The 17578-nt window shown below is 60.6% G+C and carries 14 protein-coding genes and 1 pseudogene; 12 read left to right on the forward strand and 3 right to left on the reverse strand.

Annotation, left to right across the window (positions count from 1 at the left end):
- Positions 1-87: 87 nt before the first annotated feature.
- Genes QD336_RS13055 through QD336_RS13065 form a run of 3 tightly spaced genes read left to right on the forward strand, consistent with a single transcriptional unit; the run spans position 88 to position 3688 of the window.
- On the forward strand, positions 88-1164 hold the full coding sequence (locus tag QD336_RS13055) for an S-methyl thiohydantoin desulfurase family protein (RefSeq protein ID WP_499171004.1): 1077 nt from the start codon (positions 88-90) through the stop codon (positions 1162-1164).
- On the forward strand, positions 1161-2699 hold the full coding sequence (locus QD336_RS13060; RefSeq protein ID WP_499171005.1) for a hydantoinase/oxoprolinase N-terminal domain-containing protein: 1539 nt from the start codon (positions 1161-1163) through the stop codon (positions 2697-2699). The genes QD336_RS13055 and QD336_RS13060 overlap by 4 nt, the downstream gene beginning before the upstream one ends.
- A gap of 44 nt (positions 2700-2743) precedes the next feature.
- The gene (locus QD336_RS13065) at positions 2744-3688 is read left to right on the forward strand and encodes an isoaspartyl peptidase/L-asparaginase family protein (protein WP_499171006.1); all 945 of its coding nucleotides are present in this window, start codon (positions 2744-2746) and stop codon (positions 3686-3688) included.
- A gap of 20 nt (positions 3689-3708) precedes the next feature.
- Here the strand turns inward: QD336_RS13065 and QD336_RS13070 are convergent, their stop codons facing one another.
- The gene (locus QD336_RS13070; RefSeq protein ID WP_499171007.1) at positions 3709-5658 is read right to left on the reverse strand and encodes an ABC transporter ATP-binding protein/permease; all 1950 of its coding nucleotides are present in this window, start codon (positions 5656-5658) and stop codon (positions 3709-3711) included.
- A 253-nt stretch (positions 5659-5911) separates the two neighbouring features.
- Between QD336_RS13070 and QD336_RS13075 the strand changes: the two genes are divergently transcribed.
- From QD336_RS13075 to QD336_RS13105, 7 genes and pseudogenes are all read left to right on the forward strand, one after another.
- Entirely contained in the window at positions 5912-7681 is a 1770-nt protein-coding gene (locus tag QD336_RS13075) for a diguanylate cyclase (RefSeq protein WP_499171008.1), read from the forward strand.
- Between the two features lie 241 nt (positions 7682-7922).
- Complete coding sequence (locus tag QD336_RS13080) at positions 7923-8951, forward strand: LacI family DNA-binding transcriptional regulator (RefSeq protein ID WP_499171009.1); 1029 nt, start codon at positions 7923-7925, stop codon at positions 8949-8951.
- Between the two features lie 32 nt (positions 8952-8983).
- On the forward strand, positions 8984-9937 hold the full coding sequence (locus QD336_RS13085; RefSeq protein WP_269345672.1) for an ABC transporter substrate-binding protein: 954 nt from the start codon (positions 8984-8986) through the stop codon (positions 9935-9937).
- A pseudogene (locus QD336_RS13090) lies at positions 9934-10727 on the forward strand (ATP-binding cassette domain-containing protein). The gene QD336_RS13085 and the pseudogene QD336_RS13090 overlap by 4 nt, the downstream one beginning before the upstream one ends.
- Positions 10724-11728 carry an ABC transporter permease gene (locus QD336_RS13095; RefSeq protein ID WP_499171010.1) on the forward strand — a complete coding sequence of 335 codons (1005 nt, stop codon included), beginning with the start codon at positions 10724-10726 and terminating at the stop codon, positions 11726-11728. Before QD336_RS13090 ends, QD336_RS13095 begins: the two are co-directional and overlap by 4 nt.
- A gap of 4 nt (positions 11729-11732) precedes the next feature.
- Positions 11733-12800, forward strand: coding sequence for a phosphotriesterase family protein (locus tag QD336_RS13100; protein ID WP_499171011.1), 1068 nt, complete (start codon positions 11733-11735; stop codon positions 12798-12800).
- Positions 12801-12824: 24 nt separating this feature from the next.
- Entirely contained in the window at positions 12825-13595 is a 771-nt protein-coding gene (locus QD336_RS13105; RefSeq protein WP_499171012.1) for a glutamine amidotransferase, read from the forward strand.
- Between the two features lie 10 nt (positions 13596-13605).
- On the opposite strand, the gene QD336_RS13110 is transcribed toward QD336_RS13105, so the two are convergent.
- On the reverse strand, positions 13606-14502 hold the full coding sequence (locus tag QD336_RS13110) for a ribokinase (RefSeq protein ID WP_499171013.1): 897 nt from the start codon (positions 14500-14502) through the stop codon (positions 13606-13608).
- 24 nt (positions 14503-14526) lie between these two features.
- Here QD336_RS13110 and QD336_RS13115 point away from each other — a divergent pair, with 24 nt between their 5' ends.
- Positions 14527-15369 carry a BtpA/SgcQ family protein gene (locus tag QD336_RS13115; RefSeq protein ID WP_499171014.1) on the forward strand — a complete coding sequence of 281 codons (843 nt, stop codon included), beginning with the start codon at positions 14527-14529 and terminating at the stop codon, positions 15367-15369.
- Between the two features lie 14 nt (positions 15370-15383).
- On the forward strand, positions 15384-16625 hold the full coding sequence (locus QD336_RS13120) for a Zn-dependent hydrolase (protein ID WP_499171015.1): 1242 nt from the start codon (positions 15384-15386) through the stop codon (positions 16623-16625).
- A 124-nt stretch (positions 16626-16749) separates the two neighbouring features.
- Here QD336_RS13120 and QD336_RS13125 read toward each other — a convergent pair whose 3' ends face one another.
- Entirely contained in the window at positions 16750-17559 is an 810-nt protein-coding gene (locus QD336_RS13125) for an inositol monophosphatase family protein (protein WP_499171016.1), read from the reverse strand.
- Positions 17560-17578: the final 19 nt, after the last annotated feature.

Below are 17578 nucleotides of genomic sequence, written 5' to 3' on the forward strand. Positions count from 1 at the left end.
AAAGGCGGGGTTGGCCAGACTTGGAACTTCAAAGGGAAGGAGCATCGCTTGCGGCCGGAAAGGCTGTGGCATGCCCGAGGATGACGCATGATCCAGGAATTTTCCGAAGACGATATCGAACCTCTGGCCACCGGCGCCTGGATTCTGGGAACGGGCGGTGGCGGCAATCCCTATATCTCGACGCTCAATCTGCGCCGCCTCTATGCCGAGGGACGACGGGTGAAGGTGATGGACCCGATGGCGCTTGCCGATGACGATATGGTTGCTGTCGTCTCCAAGATGGGCGCACCGCTTGTCGGTCAGGAGCGGCTGGGGGATCCCGTGCATCTCGCCCGCGCTGTCGAGGTGATGGAGGATTATCTCGGCAAACCGTTCCGGGCGATCATGAGCGTTGAAATCGGCGGTTCGAACGCGCTGTCGTCCTTCCTCGCCGCCGCCGTGCTCGACCGGCCGGTCGTTAATGCCGATGCCATGGGACGCGCCTATCCGGAAGCGCAGATGACATCCTTCGCCATCGGCAACCTGCCGATGTTCCCGCTGTCGCTGGTCGATGTGCGCGACAACGAGGTGATCGTGACGCGGGCCGCCTCCTGGAAATGGATGGAGCGCATCTCGCGCAAGGTCTGCACCGAAGTCGGCTCCACAGCCGCCACCTGCAAGGCGCCGCGCACCGGCAAGGAAGTGAAGGAATGGGGCATTCATTACACCGTCACCAAGGCGACTGACCTTGGGCGCGCTGTGATGGAGGCGCGTGCGCGCCATGACGATCCGGTTCAGGCGGTTCTCGACCATGAGGGCGGCAAGCAGCTGTTCCGCGGCAAGGTTGTGGATGTCGCCCGCGAGACCACGGGTGGTTTCCTGCGCGGCAGCACCACCATCGAAGGCATTGATGCCGACCGCGGTTCGCGCATGGAGCTGGCCTTCCAGAACGAATGGGCGGTCGCCTTCCGCGATGGCCAGCCGGTCGGCATGACGCCTGACCTGCTCTGCCTTCTCGACACGGTTTCCGGCGGCGCCATCGGCACAGAATCGGTGCGTTACGGCCAGCGTGTCACGGTTGTCGCCCTGCCCGCGCCGGAACTTTTGACGACACCTGCCGGCATCGCCGCCGTCGGCCCGCGCTCCTTCGGTTATGACATTGACTTCAGATCGGTATTCCCATGAAACGCATCGGTATTGACGTTGGCGGCACCAATACGGATGCCGTTCTGATCGATGGAGACACCATCGTCGCTTCCATCAAGGTCCCGACCACGCAGGATGTCCTGTCCGGCGTAAAGGCGGCACTTGCCCATGTGGCTGGCTATGTCGGCGCGGCGGACCGGCCGATCGATGCCGTGATGATCGGCACCACCCATTTCACCAATGCGGTGGTGGAACGCGCCCGGCTTGAGCGGGTTGCGGCGATCCGCATTGCCTTGCCAACGGGTTCCTCACTGCCGCCCATGTGTGACTGGCCTAAGGATTTGCGTGATGCCGTCGATCCGCTGATCTTCATGGTCCACGGCGGCCATGAATATGACGGCAGCCCGCTGGTGCCGATGGTTCCCGATGAAATCCGTGAAGCGGCGATGAAAATCCGCGATGCGGGCATCACCGCCATCGCCATTTCGGCAACCTTCTCGCCGTTGACGACGGAATGCGAGGTCAAGGCGGCGGAAATCGTCCGTTCGGTCATTCCCGATGCACGCATCACGCTTTCCCATACGCTTGGCCGCATCGGGCTTCTGGAGCGCGAGAACGTCGCCCTTCTGAACGCAGCGCTGCAAACGCTTGGCAAGACCACGGTTCAGGCATTTTCGGATGCGCTGCGCGAAGCGGGCGTGAAGGCGCCGTTCTATCTGACCCAAAATGACGGTACCGTGGCGCTCGCGGATGTGGCCGCCGCCAACCCCGTGCACAGCTTCGCCTCCGGCCCGACCAATTCGATGCGCGGTGCTGCCTTCCTCACCGGGCTTTCCGATGCCATGGTGGTGGATGTCGGCGGCACCACCTCCGATATCGGCTGTCTTGTTGGCGGTTTTCCGCGGGAGGCGAACAATATCGTCCATATTGGCGGGGTGCGCACGCTCTTCCGTATGCCCGATCTTCTGCCGATTGCACTCGGCGGCGGCACCATCGTCGACCCTGAAACAGGCAAGATCGGTCCGCGCTCGGTCGGTTATCGCATCCTGACGGAAGCCCGCGTTTTCGGCGGTGAGACCCTGACGACATCGGATATCGCCGTTGCCGCAGGCCTCATCGAGATGGGCGACCGTGACCGTGTGAAAGACCTTGATCCGGCTTTCGTGCAGGCCACGCTTCAACGCATCCGTGACATGGTGGCCGACAGCTTCGACCAGATGAAAACGTCTGCGGAAGACGTGCCGCTGGTTGCGGTCGGCGGCGGGGCATTCCTGATCCCCGAGACGGTTCCGGGTGCGTCGGAAGTGCTGCGTGTGGAAAATGCCGGCATTGCCAATGCGCTCGGCGCGGCCATGGCGCAGGTTTCCGGCGAAGTCGACCAGGTCTTTTCCGGCCTGGGCCGCGACGAGGCCCTTGCGAAAGCCGAGACCGAGGCGCAGAACGCGGCGGTTGCGTCTGGCGCAGAGCGGGCAAGCCTCAAGACGCTTGAGGTGGAGGATATCCCGATTGCCTATCTGCCTGGTGGCGCGCGGCGGGTTCGCGTGCGGGTCATCGGCGATATCGCCTTTCATTGATTGTAAGAGGCCCTGCCATGGTGGGGCGACGAGGGAGTGAGCAAATGACGAAGATCGCACTGGCCATTCACGGTGGTTGCGGCGTGATGCCGGAAGACAGCATGACGGCAGCGGAATGGGCTGCGGCCCGCGATGATCTGGCAGCGGCGTTGCGCGCCGGTTATGGCGTGCTGAAGGCGGGCGGCACCGCGCTCGAAGCCGTCGAGGCAGCGGTCGTCGTTATGGAGGACAGCCCGCATTTCAATGCAGGCCACGGGGCAGCACTGAACGAAAACGGCATTCACGAGCTCGATGCCTCGATCATGGACGGGACCACGCTGGCGGCAGGCGCGATCAGCGCATCCCGCGCCATTCGCAATCCGGTGAAGGCGGCTCGCGCGCTGATGGTGGATGAACGTGCCGTCTATCTGACGGGAGAGGCCGCGGATCGCTTTGCCGGGGAAAAGGGTCTGGCCACAGAACCCCAATCCTATTTCACCACGCAAAAACGCCTCGAGGCGCTGGCGGCCATGAAGCGCCATGCAGCCACGGGTACGGAAGCGACGGAAAACGAAAAGCATGGAACCGTGGGAGCGGTTGCACTCGATGCGGCGGGGCACCTTGCCGCTGCCACCTCCACCGGCGGCTATACCAACAAGCCGGACGGCCGGGTGGGTGACAGCCCGGTGATCGGTGCGGGAACCTATGCGCGGGACGGAGCCTGCGCGGTCTCCGGCACCGGCAAGGGTGAGTTTTTCATCCGTTATGTCGTTGGCCACGAGATCGCGTCCCGCGTCGCTTATCTCGGGCAGGACCTGAAGACCGCGGCCGGCAATCTCGTGTACAGGGATCTGGCTCCCCATGATATCGGAGCCGGCCTTGTGGCGATTGATGCAGAGGGCGGCATTGCCGCTCCATACAATACATCGGGCATGTTCCGCGGCTGGGTGACGGCGTCTGGAGAGGCGTTTGTAGCCACCCACGACACAGCATATGAGATTAGGCTCTAGGTCAAAAACCTCGGATCGACTCACTTGCGCTTGACCATTCTGCGGAGCATGGAACCCGCTCTGGTCTTCCGTGGAATGAGTTCAATGTCGCTGACAAGCTTGGCGCCGCCGTCCCGACGTTCCAGTGTAATTTTCCGGCTGTGAAAGGCTTCGAGTTCGGCACGATGCGCCACGCTGATGATCGTGGCATCGGGCAGTTCTTCGATCACCGTCTGCATCATCTTTTCCTGACTTTTCTCGTCAAGAGCGGCCGTCGCCTCGTCCATGACGATGATATCAGGTGCGTTCAGCAACAGGCGCGCGAAAGTCAGCCGTTGTTTTTCGCCGCCCGACAACGTCTGGTCCCAGGGCGCCTCTTCTTCGATCTTGTCCTTGAGCTGAGCGAGACCGACTTTGTCTAGCGCAGCGCCAATCTCTTCAGAGGTCCAGCTTTCGGCTGGCTGCGGATAGCAGACAGCGCGACGAAGGCTACCAGCGGGGATATATGGCCTTTGCGGCAGCATGAACAGCCGGCTCTCGGCGCGAAAATTCACGCTGCCTCCACCCCAAGGCCAGAGGCCTGAAATGGCTCGGACCAGTGTGCTCTTGCCTGACCCGGATTCCCCCGCGACCAATACTCTTTCACCCGCGCCGATTTCGACGTCCGTCTCCTTGACGACGGCCGTTCCGTCGCCCAGAGAAACGGAAACGTCCTTGAGACTGAGTATCGTCTCGCCTTTCGTTTCCCCGCGCATTATCCGGCCGAGCGTATCGCTCTTTTCGGCCCGTTCGAGGCCATCGAGCGACATCATCAGCGAGGCAACACGCCGGGCGCACGCATTCCAGTCGGCGAGACGCGGATAATTGTCGACCAGCCAGCCAAACGCGGACTGAACAATCGTGAAAGCGGAAGCGGCCTGCATAACTTCGCCGAGCGACATGCTTCCATCGAGAAACTTGGGTGCACACAGGAGAAGTGGTACGACGGGCGCAATCAGCATCGAGCCATTCGAGACGACCGTTGTGCGCATATATTGCTGCGCCACGAGACGCCACTGCCGCCGGACATTGCCGAACCTTTTGTCGAGATCGCTTCTTTCTTCCTCCTCGCCGCCAAGCAGGGCGATGCTCTCACCATTTTCCCTGACGCGCGTGAGCGTATAGCGGAATTCCGCCTCGACCTGGTTTTTGACTTCGGAAACCTTGACGAAATTGCGGGCGATGAAGGCAATGGACGTCGATGTGATGGCCGCATAGATAACGGCTGCAACGACAAGGAAGCCGGGGATCGTGATCCATATACCGCCGATCGGCAGCGTCAGAGCGCCGCCAATCGTCCACAGGACAATGATGAAGGTGGAGGCAGACACGAAGGCAGCGATGACACCGGAAACAAAGTCCACCGGCGCTTCCGTTGCTATGCGCATATCCTCCGAGAGCCGCGCTTCGGGATTTTGGTGGTCACCATCGATCAGGTTCAGCTGATAGTATCTGCCATTTGCGATCCACCTGCCGACGAGCGCCTTCGTGAGCCAGGATCGCCAGCGCCGCTGAACACGCATTCTCACATAAACCTGTGAGGTGACGATGAAGACGCTACCCAGGACCAGCGGGGGGAATATGGAGGCGAGAAAATAGACTGTCGACGCGTCCCGTTTTTCGATGGCGTCGAAAATCCCGCGATTCCAGATGTTGATGCCGTACTGAAAGCCGACATTAATACCGATCATCACCAATAGGCCGAGCGTGAACGGCCACGCGAGCGCATCACCACGCCGGCTCCAGAAACCTCGGGCGCTGATCCAGAAGCGTTTCAGCAAATATTTCCTGCGAACCTCCTCCGCCTGCTCCGGGGTCAAGTCTGGCGCAGGTTCCATCTCTTCCGGCGGAGGCGGATCATCGGTGTCAGGAGCATCCTTTGCGGATGCGGTTTGGGTGCCGGTCTCGTCGGCACCAACGACCGGTTTCGGTCCTGCGTCTTTGTCGTTCATGGGCGCTAAACGAACGACGCGTTGAAAGGTTTCACGACTTCGTGATGCCGCGTGAAATATAGTTCCGGTGTGGCGTCGAGCCTTTCAAAAGCCTCCGGATCCGCGACGTTCCGGTGTACCGCGCGAAAGATAAAATCGATGGTTAACCGCTTGCTGATTTCCCGTTTGACGATATGTCCTGGAACAACCAGACTCTGGAATCGGACCCGCCGCTGAGGTTTTCAAGACCGCGCGGCAAGCAGACGGCGCCATCATGCGACTTAGCACCATCACGAACCTGGCTTATGCCGTAACCCTGATACTCACGACGGTATCGGCGACCACTTTCATTCTGTCAGCCCGAAGCGCTTCCCAGGAGAGGGCGGCAATCCAGGATCATCTCGACGTGAGCGATCTGGCCGAGGAGCTGGCGATCATCGCGGATGAGCGCACCGAGGAGGCGCGGCTTTACATCATGCGCGGCGACGAGCAGCATCTGGCAAAATTCTACGTCGACGAAGACCAGGAAAAGCACCTCGAAAACGCCCTGGATAAACTCGCCGCGCGCAGTGTTTCGCCACAGGAGGCAGGATTATTCCAGAATATAAGAAAGAGCGCCGACGCACTGGATACGATGGAGCGCGAGGCCATCGGTTTCTACCGCTCCGGGCGCCAGAGCGATGCGCAACGGGTCCTGTTCGGCGATGAGCATTATCAACTCCATACGGGCCTGCTGAATAACGTCACGACGCTGAGAGACACTGTTGCGGCCCGCACGCAGGCAACGGTCGACCAGGCCAAAAGCCGAAGCGATTTCTACGGGTCGATCGCAAAGGTGATGCTCGCCCTGACCGCCCTGATGTTTGTGGCCGTACTCTACTTCGTCCTTACCAGACGCGTTGCCGCCCCGCTCATCAGAATGAGCAATATCGTCATGCGCCTTGCCCGGCAGGACTACAGTATCGAGGTGCCCGACGAGGGACGTCGTGACGAAATTGGGGAAATGAACCAGGCGATCAGGATCTTCCGCAGCAACGGGCTGGAACGGGAGCGGCTTGACGCGGAGCACCGCCGGAACCAGCGCATCAAGGACCTGATCCTGCAGATGATGCATCGAATTCAGGCATGTCAGAACCAGGATGAATTGTCCGATGTCGTGTCGAAATTCATGCCGCAGATCTTCCCCGCCATTGCCGGCCGCCTGCTTGTGCTCAAGGAAAACAGTTCCCTTCTCCAATCGACCGGACAATGGTCCGATCCGTCGTTTTCCGCCCGGGAATTCTCGATTGACGAATGCTGGGCGCTGCGTCGTGGACGTCCCCACGCCAGCAACCAGGACGGCGACGATGTCGTCTGCCATCACCTTCAAGGGAGCTTAGGAACCGGCCTGTGCATACCGCTGACTGCGCTCGGCGAAACCGTCGGCCTGCTATATCTCGAAATTCCCCAGAGGAACGACACGCTGGAGACGGAGCGGCTGTATCTGGAACTTCTCGCCGAGAATATCGGCCTTGCCGTCGCAAACCTCCAGCTCCGCCAGCGGCTGGTTGGCATGGCAAGGCAGGACGCCTTGACCGGCCTTCTGAACCGTCGCTCACTCGACGAGGCGTTAAACCGGCATATTGAGAAGCCGCCCGGTTCGCTGGCCTGCCTGATGCTGGACATCGACCATTTCAAGCGCTTCAATGACCGTTTCGGCCATGATGCCGGAGACGCAGTGATGCAATATGTCGCCCAGGTCCTTTCGGAAGCCATCGACGATCAGGGTGCGCTGTTCCGGTTCGGCGGCGAGGAATTCACCGTGTTGATGCCGGATGCAGGCATCGAGGATGCCTCCAGGCTTGCCGAGAAACTCCGACACGCCATTGAGCGGGCACCTTTCACCTACAGGGGCCGGCTGCTCGATCCCGTGACAATATCTATCGGTATCGCGTCCGCACCGGGCGCAGGGACTGTGAGCAGCGTATTGGAACGGGCGGACGCCGCCCTGCTGAGCGCCAAACAGACCGGCCGGAACAGATGGGTATCGTCCGATTCCATGTGAATCGAAGAGGCACAGTCCGATCTATTTCGAAGCTCCCTGCCGACTGTAGTTTCTGCAAAAATAGCGGACTACCGCCTCTTCGCATGCGCCGGTTCTTCGAACTGTAAAAGCAAATTTTTAAAAACTGCGTTGACAGCTCAGCGTTTTTATATTTCCTTGTAAACCGGTTTAGTAAATCGCTTTACAAACCATACAGAGGCCGAAAAGGCCCGTATTGAGCGGAACAGAAAGCGGGAGTGTGATGGCGCGTAACCATGCGACCAGTCTCAAAGACGTTGCCCAGGCGGCAGGCGTTTCCGTCGCGACCGTATCGCGGCTGTTGAACGGCACGCTGGAACTGCCCTCGGAAACGAAGACGCGGATCGAGACCGCCATCCGCGAGCTCAACTACGTTCCCAATCCCCACGCCAGGCGCTTGAGCCGGGGTCGCTCGGATACGATCGGTCTGGTGGTTCCCGACATTGGCAATCCGTTTTTCGGAATGCTGGTCGCGGCCGTGGAAGAAGAAGCCGACCGGCGCGGCCTTGCCCTGTCGCTGTTTGCGACGCTGAACCGCAAGGGCCGCGAATTGTCGTATCTGAGATTGCTCGCCCGCAATCACGTCGATGGCCTCGTCTTCATCACCAACCATCCCAATACCGATGAACTGGCGGAACTGATCAACACGACCGGCAAGGTGGTGGTCGTGGATGAGGACGTTCCCGGCGCGACCGTGCCGAAACTTTTCTGCGACAATGAACAGGGTGGGCGTCTGGCCGGTGAGCATCTGGCGCAACACGGGCACAGCCGGGTTCTCTATGTTGGCGGGCCGGAAGAGATGATCAGCACGGAGCGTCGTTTTCGCGGCCTGACATCCGCCCTTGCCGAACGGGTATCTGCGGCGGAACTTTCCATTTCCCGATATTGCGGCGCCTATACGGTGGAATTCGGCCGGGCGGCAGCGCGCCGGTTCCTTGACGAGGGCTGGCCTGCGACGGCGGTGTTTGCGAGTTCGGACGAAATCGCCATCGGCTTCGTCGAAGTGCTGCGGTCTGAAGGCGTGCGCATCCCGCAGGACGTTTCGATGATCGGTTTCGATGATGTCGGGCCGCTGCATCTGTTTGCCCCGCCGCTCACCGCCATTCGCCAGCCCGTCAGCGCAATCGGCCAGCGCGCTTTGTCGCTTCTGCTTGAAACCAATTGGGATCAGGACACTCCGCCACTGTCGGAGGAACTGCTGCCCGTCGAAATCGTCGTGCGTGAATCCGTTGCGCCGCCCGCGATCAAATAAAAAGCAACGAAACCAACAGAGGAAGAACGATAATGCCAAGTTTGAAACGTCGATATTTTTCAGCAGCTCTCGCTGCGACCGTCCTTGCCGGCGCGACCTTGTCTGCCGGTCTGGTCCAGGCCGCCGAAAAGACCATCGCCCTGGTGCAGATCAACCAGCAAGCGCTGTTTTTCAACCAGATGAATGAAGGGGCCGAAAAGGCTGCCAAGGAAGCCGGCGTCAAGCTGGTTATCTTCAACGCCAATAACGATCCCGCCGCCCAGAACAGCGCGATCGAGACCTATATCCAGCAGAAGGTGGACGGCATCGCCGTGGTCGCCATCGATGTCAACGGTATCATGCCGGCCGTAAAGCAGGCGGCTGCCGCCAATATTCCCGTCGTCGCGATTGACGCCATCCTGCCGGAAGGTCCGCAAAAGGCGCAGATCGGCGTGGACAACGGCAAAGCGGGCGCCGACATGGGGAAATTCTTCCTCGATTACGTGAAGTCCGACATGGGCGGCAAGGCCAAGATCGGTGTCGTCGGCGCGCTGAACTCCTTCATCCAGAACATCCGCCAGAAGGGCTTTGAAGACACCATCAAGGACAAGACCGGCATTACCGCCGCCGGCGTCGTTGATGGCCAGAATGTTCAGGATACCGCACTTTCGGCAGCAGAAAACCTGATCACCGGCAATCCGGACATGACCGCAATTTACGCAACGGGTGAGCCGGCCCTTCTGGGCGCAGTCGCCGCCGTTGAAAGCCAGAGCAAGCAGAAAGACATCAAGGTCTTTGGCTGGGACCTGACCAAACAGGCGATCACCGGCATCGATGCGGGTTATGTCGCAGGCGTCATCCAGCAGGATCCCGCCGCCATGGGTGCAGCCGCGGTCAAGGCGCTCAAGACGGTCGCCGATGGCGGCACCGTCGAAAAGACCATCGCCGTGCCGGTCACCATCGTCACCAAGGCCAATGTCGAACCCTACCGCGCGGTTTTCAAATGATTGCGGCCGGACAGCACACAGGCGCTGTCGACGGCGCCGGGGGAGATATTCTCTCCCGGCAGCCCGATCGTGAAGCGCGTATCTCCCTGCGCAATATCCGCAAGACATTCGGCTCGCATCAGGCGCTGCGCGGCGTCGACCTCGATATTTTTGCCTCGGTCTCGTCGGGGACAATGCGGCCGGTAAATCAACCCTCACCAAGGTGATTTCCGGAACCTACATCCCGGACGAAGGCACGATCACGATGGAAGGCGAACCCATTCGCTTTTCCGGCCCCGCCGATGCCCGCAATCGCAATATCGAAATGGTTTTTCAGGATCTGAGCCTCTGTGACCATATCGACGTCGTCGGCAATCTCTTCCTCGGACGCGAAATTACCAAGGGGCCGTTTCTCGACCGTCCGGCCATGCTTTCGGAAGCCCGCAAGATGCTGGATGCACTGGAAATCCGCATTCCGCGTCTCACTGCCAAGGTGGAGAAACTGTCGGGCGGCCAAAGGCAGGCGATCGCCATCGCGCGGGCGGCCTCCTTCAATCCGAAGGTCCTGATCATGGACGAGCCGACGTCGGCGCTTGCCGTTGCGGAGGTGGAAGCCGTGCTTTCGCTCATCAATCGCGTCAAGGCAAAGGGTGTGTCGGTCATCCTCATCACCCACCGTCTTCAGGATCTCTTCCGCGTCTGCGACCGCATTGCCGTCATGTATGAAGGCACCAAGGTGGCGGAGCGCCAGATCAACGACACCAGCCTTGAGGATCTCGTCCGGCTGATCGTGGGAGGGCAACGCCATTGACCATCTATACTGAACGCGCCAAAGGCTCACCGCTTTCGGATTTCTTTGCCGAGAATGCACAGGTGCTTTCCATCGCGGCCTTTTTTGCCCTCTGCATGGTGTTTTTCTCCGTGACCACGGATACGTTCCTGACGGCCGGCAATCTTCTGAACGTCGTCCGTCAGGCCGCACCCATACTGATCGTCTCCGTCGCCATGACATTCGTCATCATCACCGGCGGCATCGATCTGTCCGTCGGCTCGATGGTGGCCCTGATCAATGCCGTTGGCGCCATCCTGCTCGCGGCCGGTTATCCCTGGCCGCTGGTTGTCGTCGCCATGCTGGTGCTCGGCGGCGGGCTTGGCCTCGTGCAGGGCTGGTTCATTGCCTATCAGGGTATTCCGGCCTTCATCGTCACGCTTGCCGGTCTCTCCATCCTGCGTGGCGTCGCCCTCTATATCACGCAGGGATATTCCGTACCGATACCGGAAGCGCCCGGGTTCTTTTACCTCGGCAGAGGTGATTTCCTCGGTATGCCTGTCCCTGCCCTGATCGGCGTCGTCGTTACCGTGATCGCCTATATCGTCCTTTCGAGCACCCGATATGGTCGTCGTGTGGTGGCCGTCGGCTCCAATCCTGAAGCGGCGCGCCGCGTAGGAATGCCCGCCAAGTGGATTCTCGCCTCGGTCTATCTGGCTGCAGGTGTGGCGTCAGCCATTGCCGGTCTCATGATTGCGGCGCGGCTTGGGTCCGGATCTTCGAATGCGGCTGTCGGTTTCGAGCTTCAGGTGGTTGCGGCAGTGGTTCTGGGCGGCACATCGCTGATGGGTGGCCGCGGCACCATCCTCGGTACGGTGCTGGGCACCATGACCATTGCCGTTATCGGCAACGGCCTCATCCTCATGCACATCTCTCCGTTTTTCACCCAGATCGTGACAGGCGCCATCATCCTAGCCGCAATCTGGCTCAACACGCGCATCTTCACCGCAAACTTCCGCCTTGGCGTGAAGAGAAAGGGCTGATGCGATGAACCCGGAACTGTCTGAAGGACATATCCGATCGGGAAAGATCATGACCGTGCGAGGCCCGATCGCTGCGGATCAACTCGGCGTCACGCTGATGCACGAGCATATCCTCAACGATTGCCGCTGCTGGTGGCACGCCCCCAAGACGCCGGAGCGGCAATATCTCGCCGAAGGTTTCGTCTGCATGGAAATCCTCGGCGAACTGCGTCAGGATCCCTTCGTCAACAAGCACAATATCACGCTGGATGACGAGCCGCTGGCGATTGCTGAACTGAAGGATTTCGCTGTCACCGGTGGACAGACGATCGTGGAACCAACCTGTCAGGGCATCGGCAGAAATCCGCTGGCGATGCGACGGATTTCAGAGGCAACCGGGCTCAACATCGTCATGGGAGCGGGTTATTACCTTGCGTCCTCCCACCCCGAAAAGGTGGCCGGGCTCACGGTCGATGCCATCGCCGACGAGATCGTGCAGGAGGCGCTCCACGGTGTCGATGGCACCGATGTCCGCATCGGGCTGATAGGCGAAATCGGGGTCTCGGCGGATTTCACGGCCGCCGAGGAAAAGTCCCTGCGCGGCGCAGCACAAGCCCAGCTTCGCACCGGCCTGCCCCTGATGGTTCATCTGCCCGGATGGCTTCGGCTGGGGCATAAGGTTCTCGACATTGTCGCGGAGGAAGGTGCGGATCTGAACCACACCGTTCTTTGCCACATGAACCCGTCCCACGCGGATATTGCCTACCAGAGCGAACTCGCAGGCCGCGGCGCCTTCATTGAATACGACATGATCGGCATGGATTTTTTCTATGCCGACCAGCAGGTCCAGTGCCCCAGCGACGAGGATGCTGCCCGTTCGATCGTCACGCTGGTGGAAGGCGGTTATCTCGACCGCATTCTGCTTTCCCACGACGTCTTCCTGAAAATGATGCTGACGCGATATGGCGGCAATGGCTACGCCTATATTCTCAGGCATTTCCTGCCGCGCCTGAAACGGCATGGGCTCGACGACGCCGCTCTTCAAACCCTTATGCGGGATAATCCGCGCTCGGTCTTCCAGGCGAAGACCTGACGAACCTATGGAAATGGAAAGATCATGACAAAAAAAGTGCTCCTCGTTGGCGAAAGCTGGGTCAGCTCCGCCACCCACTACAAGGGCTTCGATCAGTTTGGCAGCGTCACCTTTCATCTGGGTGCAGAACCGCTGGTCAAGGCGCTCGAAGACAGCGAATACGAGCTGACCTACATGACCGCCCATGATGCGGTGGAGAAGTTCCCCTTCGAGATGGCGGGGCTCGACGCCTATGACGCCATCATCCTCTCGGATATCGGCGCAAATTCGCTCCTGCTGCCGCCGGCCGTCTGGCTGCAGTCGAAAACCGTGCCGAACCGGTTGAAGCTCATCAAGGCATGGGTGGAAAAGGGTGGCGGCCTGCTGATGGTCGGCGGCTATTTTTCCTTCCAGGGTATCGACGGCAAGGCCCGCTGGCGCCGCACGCCGGTGGAAGATACGCTGCCCGTTACCTGCCTTCCGTGGGACGACCGCGTGGAAATTCCGGAAGGCTCGACGGCCGACATTCTGAAACCCGACCATCCGACCGTCGCAGGCCTTTCCGGCGAGTGGCCGCTTCTGCTTGGGGTGAACGAGGTCGAGGTGCGTGATCGCGCCGATGTCGAGGTGGTTGCCCGGCTGCCGGAAGATCAGGGCTCCCATCCCCTGCTCGTCACCGGACGTTTCGGCAAGGGCCGCACGGCCGCATGGACCTCCGACATTGGTCCGCACTGGCTCTCTCCCGCCTTCTGCGAGTGGGACGGTTATGGGCGCCTGTGGAAGAACATTCTCGGCTGGTTGACGGAAAAACCGTGATCGGGAGGGCTCAAGCCCGCAGGATGGTCACCAGCTCGTCACGGCTGGGAAAGGCATCCTGCGTGCCACGGCGGCCGACCGTGACGGCTGCGGCCCTCGCGCCATCCTCAAGGGCGCGCGCATCCACGGCGACGCCACGAAGCATGGCGGAGGCAAGCGCAACACCGGTGAAGCAATCGCCGGCACCCGTGGTGTCGACGATCGTGGCGGGCGCGGCCGGCACCTCGATGGCACCATCGGCGGACACGAGCACGCAGCCCTGTCCGCCGAGCGTGACGATGACGCGGCCGACACCCGCGCGCAGCAGAAAAGCGCCTGCCCCGGCGCCGCTTTCGCCGGTCAGCGCCTCAGCCTCGATGCGATTGAGGACGGCGATGTCGATGAAGGCCAGGACGCTTGCGAACCAGGATTGCAGGGGCGACGGATTGAAGGCCGTAATCAGCCCCTTCGATCTCGCCGCATTGAGAATGGCGAGGGTTGTTTCTTCCGAGAGATTGCCCTGCAGGACGACGAGGTCTCCGGATATGGCATCACCAAGTGCCTCCAGGGCCGCGTCTTTATCGAGCGCTGCGGCGGCTGACCGGGTGGTGATGATCGAGTTTTCGCCGTCCGGGGTCGTCAGAATGATGGAGATATCGCTGGTGGCGCTGGCGACAGGAATGAGATTTGGTGTCATTCGCTCGCGGGTGAGCGCTTCTCCGATCGCAATGGCGCGATCGTCCCTGCCGACGGCGGCGACCAGAGTGGTTTCGACGCCGCATCGTGAAAGAACAATGGCCTGGTTGCAGCCTTTGCCACCGAGGCTGCGCGAGGCCTGCTCGCCGAAGATTGAAGCGCCTGCCGCAGGCAGTGCGGCAATGGAATAGGTTTCATCAAGTGCGATATTGCCGATAACAAAGGCACGCATGGAGAACTTTCGAAAGGGACTGAAATGCAGACCATATCCGACAACGCGGCCAATGCCATTCAGGAAATTTTCGGTCGAAGCAAGGCACTGATCGGCATGATCCATTGCCCGGCCTTTCCCGGAGCGCCGCGTTATCGCAACGCGAGCATGGATACGATCTATGATGCCTGCATGCGTGATGCGGAACGCCTTGTCGAAGGCGGCATGCACGGTCTGATCGTCGAAAACCACGGAGACGTCCCTTTCTCCAAGCCTGACGATATCGGGCCGGAAACGTCCGCCTTCATGAGCGTGGTGACAGACCGCATCGTTCGCGCCGCCGGCGTGCCCGTCGGCATCAACGTGCTGGCCAATGCGCCCATCCCGGCCTTCGCCATCGCCATGGCGGGCGGGGCAAAGTTCATCCGCGTCAATCAATGGGCCAATGCCTATGTCGCCAATGAGGGTTTCATGGAGGGGCGTGCAGCCGAGGCGATGCGCTACCGTTCGCTGCTGAGGGCAGAGCATATCAAGGTTTTTGCCGACAGCCATGTCAAGCATGGCGCCCATGCCATCACCGCGGATCGCAGCATTGATGAACTGACGCGCGACCTCGCCTTCTTCGACGCTGATGGCGTCATCGCAACGGGCCAGCGCACCGGCAACAGTGCGTCCCTTGAGGAGATCGAGGAAATCGGCGCGGCGACACATTTGCCGCTGCTGGTCGGCTCGGGTGTCAATGAAGGCAATATCGTTGAAATCCTCAAGCGCACCAACGGCGTGATCGTGGCCTCATCGCTCAAGGAAGGCGGCGTCTGGTGGAACCCGGTCGAACTGGCGCGGGTGCGCTCTTTTGTTGCCGCAGCCCGCCCCGGCCTTGAAGCCTGAGAAGGGAGACAGCGATGGCAAAGTTTTCGATCAACGGTGAAAGACTGCTGGCAAATCTGGACCGGTTTGCAGCGATCGGAGCAACCGAAAAGGGCGGCGTCAACCGGCAGGCGCTGACCGGACTGGATCGCGAGGCAAGACGGCTGCTGGCGAAACTGGCCATGGATCGGGGATTTTCCGTATTTCAGGATCCCGTCGCCAATCTCTTCATCCGCAGGAGCGGCCGCGACGAAACGCTTCCACCGCTTCTGATCGGCAGTCACCTTGACAGCCAGCCCGCCGGCGGCCGGTTTGACGGAGCGTTGGGGACGCTTTCGGCATTCGAGGTTCTCGAAACACTCGAGGATTTCGGAATTGAAACGGAGCGTCCGGTTGAAGTCGTCGCCTTCACCAATGAGGAAGGCTGCCGTTTCGCTCCGGGCTGCATGGGATCGATGGCTTTCGCCTCCCGAACGATACCGCAGGATTGGCTGAAGCTCCTTGCCGCAGATAACGGAGCCGATTTTGCTGGCGAGCTTTCCGCAACACTGGAAAGCCTTCCGGAAGCCACCATGCGCGATCTCGGTTTTCCTGTATTTGCTTATATCGAGGTTCACATCGAGCAGGGTCCCTCCCTTGAGAAACAGGGAGTGCCGATTGGAATAGTGACGGGCATACAGGGTACACGCTGGCTGGAGGTATCCATCACCGGCCAGACCGCGCATGCGGGCACGACGGCACTGATCTACCGGCGCGATCCGTTTCACGCGGCGGTCAATGCGCTTGGATCACTGTTTCCCGCCATGATGCCCGCGGATCCCACCGCCCGTTTCACGGTGGGGCGGATCGCACTGCAGCCCGGTGCGGTCAACGCCATTCCGCAAACCGCCGTTTTCACCGTCGATATCCGGCACCCTTCATCCGAAACGCTTGACGCGATGGAGAATAAAATTCGCGCGGTCACCCAGGCGGCCGCAAAGGACCAGAATTGTGAAGCGACGATCACGCAGATCTTCGACATGCCGCCGGCGAATTTCCCGGAGGATATTCTCAAGACGTTGGATAGCGCCGCGCAGGAGCGGGGTTTCGTGACGCAACGGATGTTGTCCGGTGCGTTCCACGACGCCCTCTTCATGAATCGTGTCGCGCCATCGGCCATGATTTTTGTCCCCTGCCGCGATGGCCTCAGTCACAATGAGGCCGAGTACGTCGAACCCGAACACAGCATAGCCGGATGCAACATGCTTTTAGCTTCGGTGCTTCAAGTCCTCGCATAAGTCCCGGCCGGAGATTTTCGTCGGCAACACCAGCAGCCTCGGCGCGTGGTGAAGCGGGCAATCAGCGGCCAATCGGTGACCGCTGATGTTCGTTGGCAGTGGGACCGGGGCGAACCGCCCTGCTTCACATGGCCAGAGCAGCCTGATGAATGTCCGCAAGCTCTTCGTAACACGAGATATTGCTGGCGAGGACCGGCTGTCCTTCGAACAGCTTTTCACCTTCCAGCGAAAACGGCAGGGAACGGCCACCGGCTTCGTTGACGAGGCAGAAGCCGGCCATGCAATCCCAGGCGCGCATATGGGGTTCGTAATATCCGACAAGGCGTCCTGCCGCGACATAGGCCAACATCAAGGCGCCCGAACCGTTGCGGATGAAGTTGCCGCCGCGGGCCAGCACGTCGCTGATGATGTGACCGACGCGCTGCGGCGTGACATAGTTGTTGCTGCCGATGCCCGTCAGCGCGTTCTGCAGGTTCCTTGATGGATCGAGTTGCAGGCGTGTACCGTTCAATGTCGCGCCATGGCCCTGTGCGGCGGCGTAGATTTCCTGCGCGCAAGGGACCTTGATGACGCCGACGACCGGGACACCATCGCGAATGACGGCGATGGAAACGCACCAGCTTGGCATGCCATTAACGAAGGGGGCGGTACCATCGATCGGGTCGACGACCCAGGTGTAGCCGGAGGTACCGTCCTGATAGCCGTGCTCCTCACCGAGGAAGCCATCATCCGCGAAAGCTGCGGCGACGCGCTCGCGCAGCATGGTCTCGACGTTGCGGTCTGCGATGGAGACCACGTCCTGCAGATCGCGCTTTGTCTCGATCACGAGGCTGTCGCGCTTGTTGAAATAGTCGAGCGCCATTAAACCGGCCTCTTCCGCCAGCGTTTTTGCCAGCGCGAAGCGTTGATCGAGGCCGTCATTCTGTCCTGTCATTTCCATTTTCCTTAAGTCT

Source organism: Rhizobium sp. BR 250, assembly GCF_047445855.1.
GTDB classification, from domain to species: domain Bacteria; phylum Pseudomonadota; class Alphaproteobacteria; order Rhizobiales; family Rhizobiaceae; genus Agrobacterium; species Agrobacterium tumefaciens_I.

Bases quoted from the DNA above. Each gene is read 5' to 3' on its own strand.
- QD336_RS13080 (WP_499171009.1), top strand. From the start codon at position 7,923: ATGGCGCGTAACCATGCGACCAGTCTCAAAGACGTTGCCCAGGCGGCA.
- QD336_RS13065 (WP_499171006.1), top strand. From the start codon at position 2,744: ATGACGAAGATCGCACTGGCCATTCACGGTGGTTGCGGCGTGATGCCG.
- QD336_RS13125 (WP_499171016.1), bottom strand. From the start codon at position 17,559: ATGACAGGACAGAATGACGGCCTCGATCAACGCTTCGCGCTGGCAAAA.
- QD336_RS13105 (WP_499171012.1), top strand. From the start codon at position 12,825: ATGACAAAAAAAGTGCTCCTCGTTGGCGAAAGCTGGGTCAGCTCCGCC.
- QD336_RS13060 (WP_499171005.1), top strand. From the start codon at position 1,161: ATGAAACGCATCGGTATTGACGTTGGCGGCACCAATACGGATGCCGTT.
- QD336_RS13070 (WP_499171007.1), bottom strand. From the start codon at position 5,658: ATGAACGACAAAGACGCAGGACCGAAACCGGTCGTTGGTGCCGACGAG.
- QD336_RS13110 (WP_499171013.1), bottom strand. From the start codon at position 14,502: ATGCGTGCCTTTGTTATCGGCAATATCGCACTTGATGAAACCTATTCC.
- QD336_RS13100 (WP_499171011.1), top strand. From the start codon at position 11,733: ATGAACCCGGAACTGTCTGAAGGACATATCCGATCGGGAAAGATCATG.
- QD336_RS13075 (WP_499171008.1), top strand. From the start codon at position 5,912: ATGCGACTTAGCACCATCACGAACCTGGCTTATGCCGTAACCCTGATA.
- QD336_RS13120 (WP_499171015.1), top strand. From the start codon at position 15,384: ATGGCAAAGTTTTCGATCAACGGTGAAAGACTGCTGGCAAATCTGGAC.
- QD336_RS13115 (WP_499171014.1), top strand. From the start codon at position 14,527: ATGCAGACCATATCCGACAACGCGGCCAATGCCATTCAGGAAATTTTC.
- QD336_RS13085 (WP_269345672.1), top strand. From the start codon at position 8,984: ATGCCAAGTTTGAAACGTCGATATTTTTCAGCAGCTCTCGCTGCGACC.
- QD336_RS13055 (WP_499171004.1), top strand. From the start codon at position 88: ATGATCCAGGAATTTTCCGAAGACGATATCGAACCTCTGGCCACCGGC.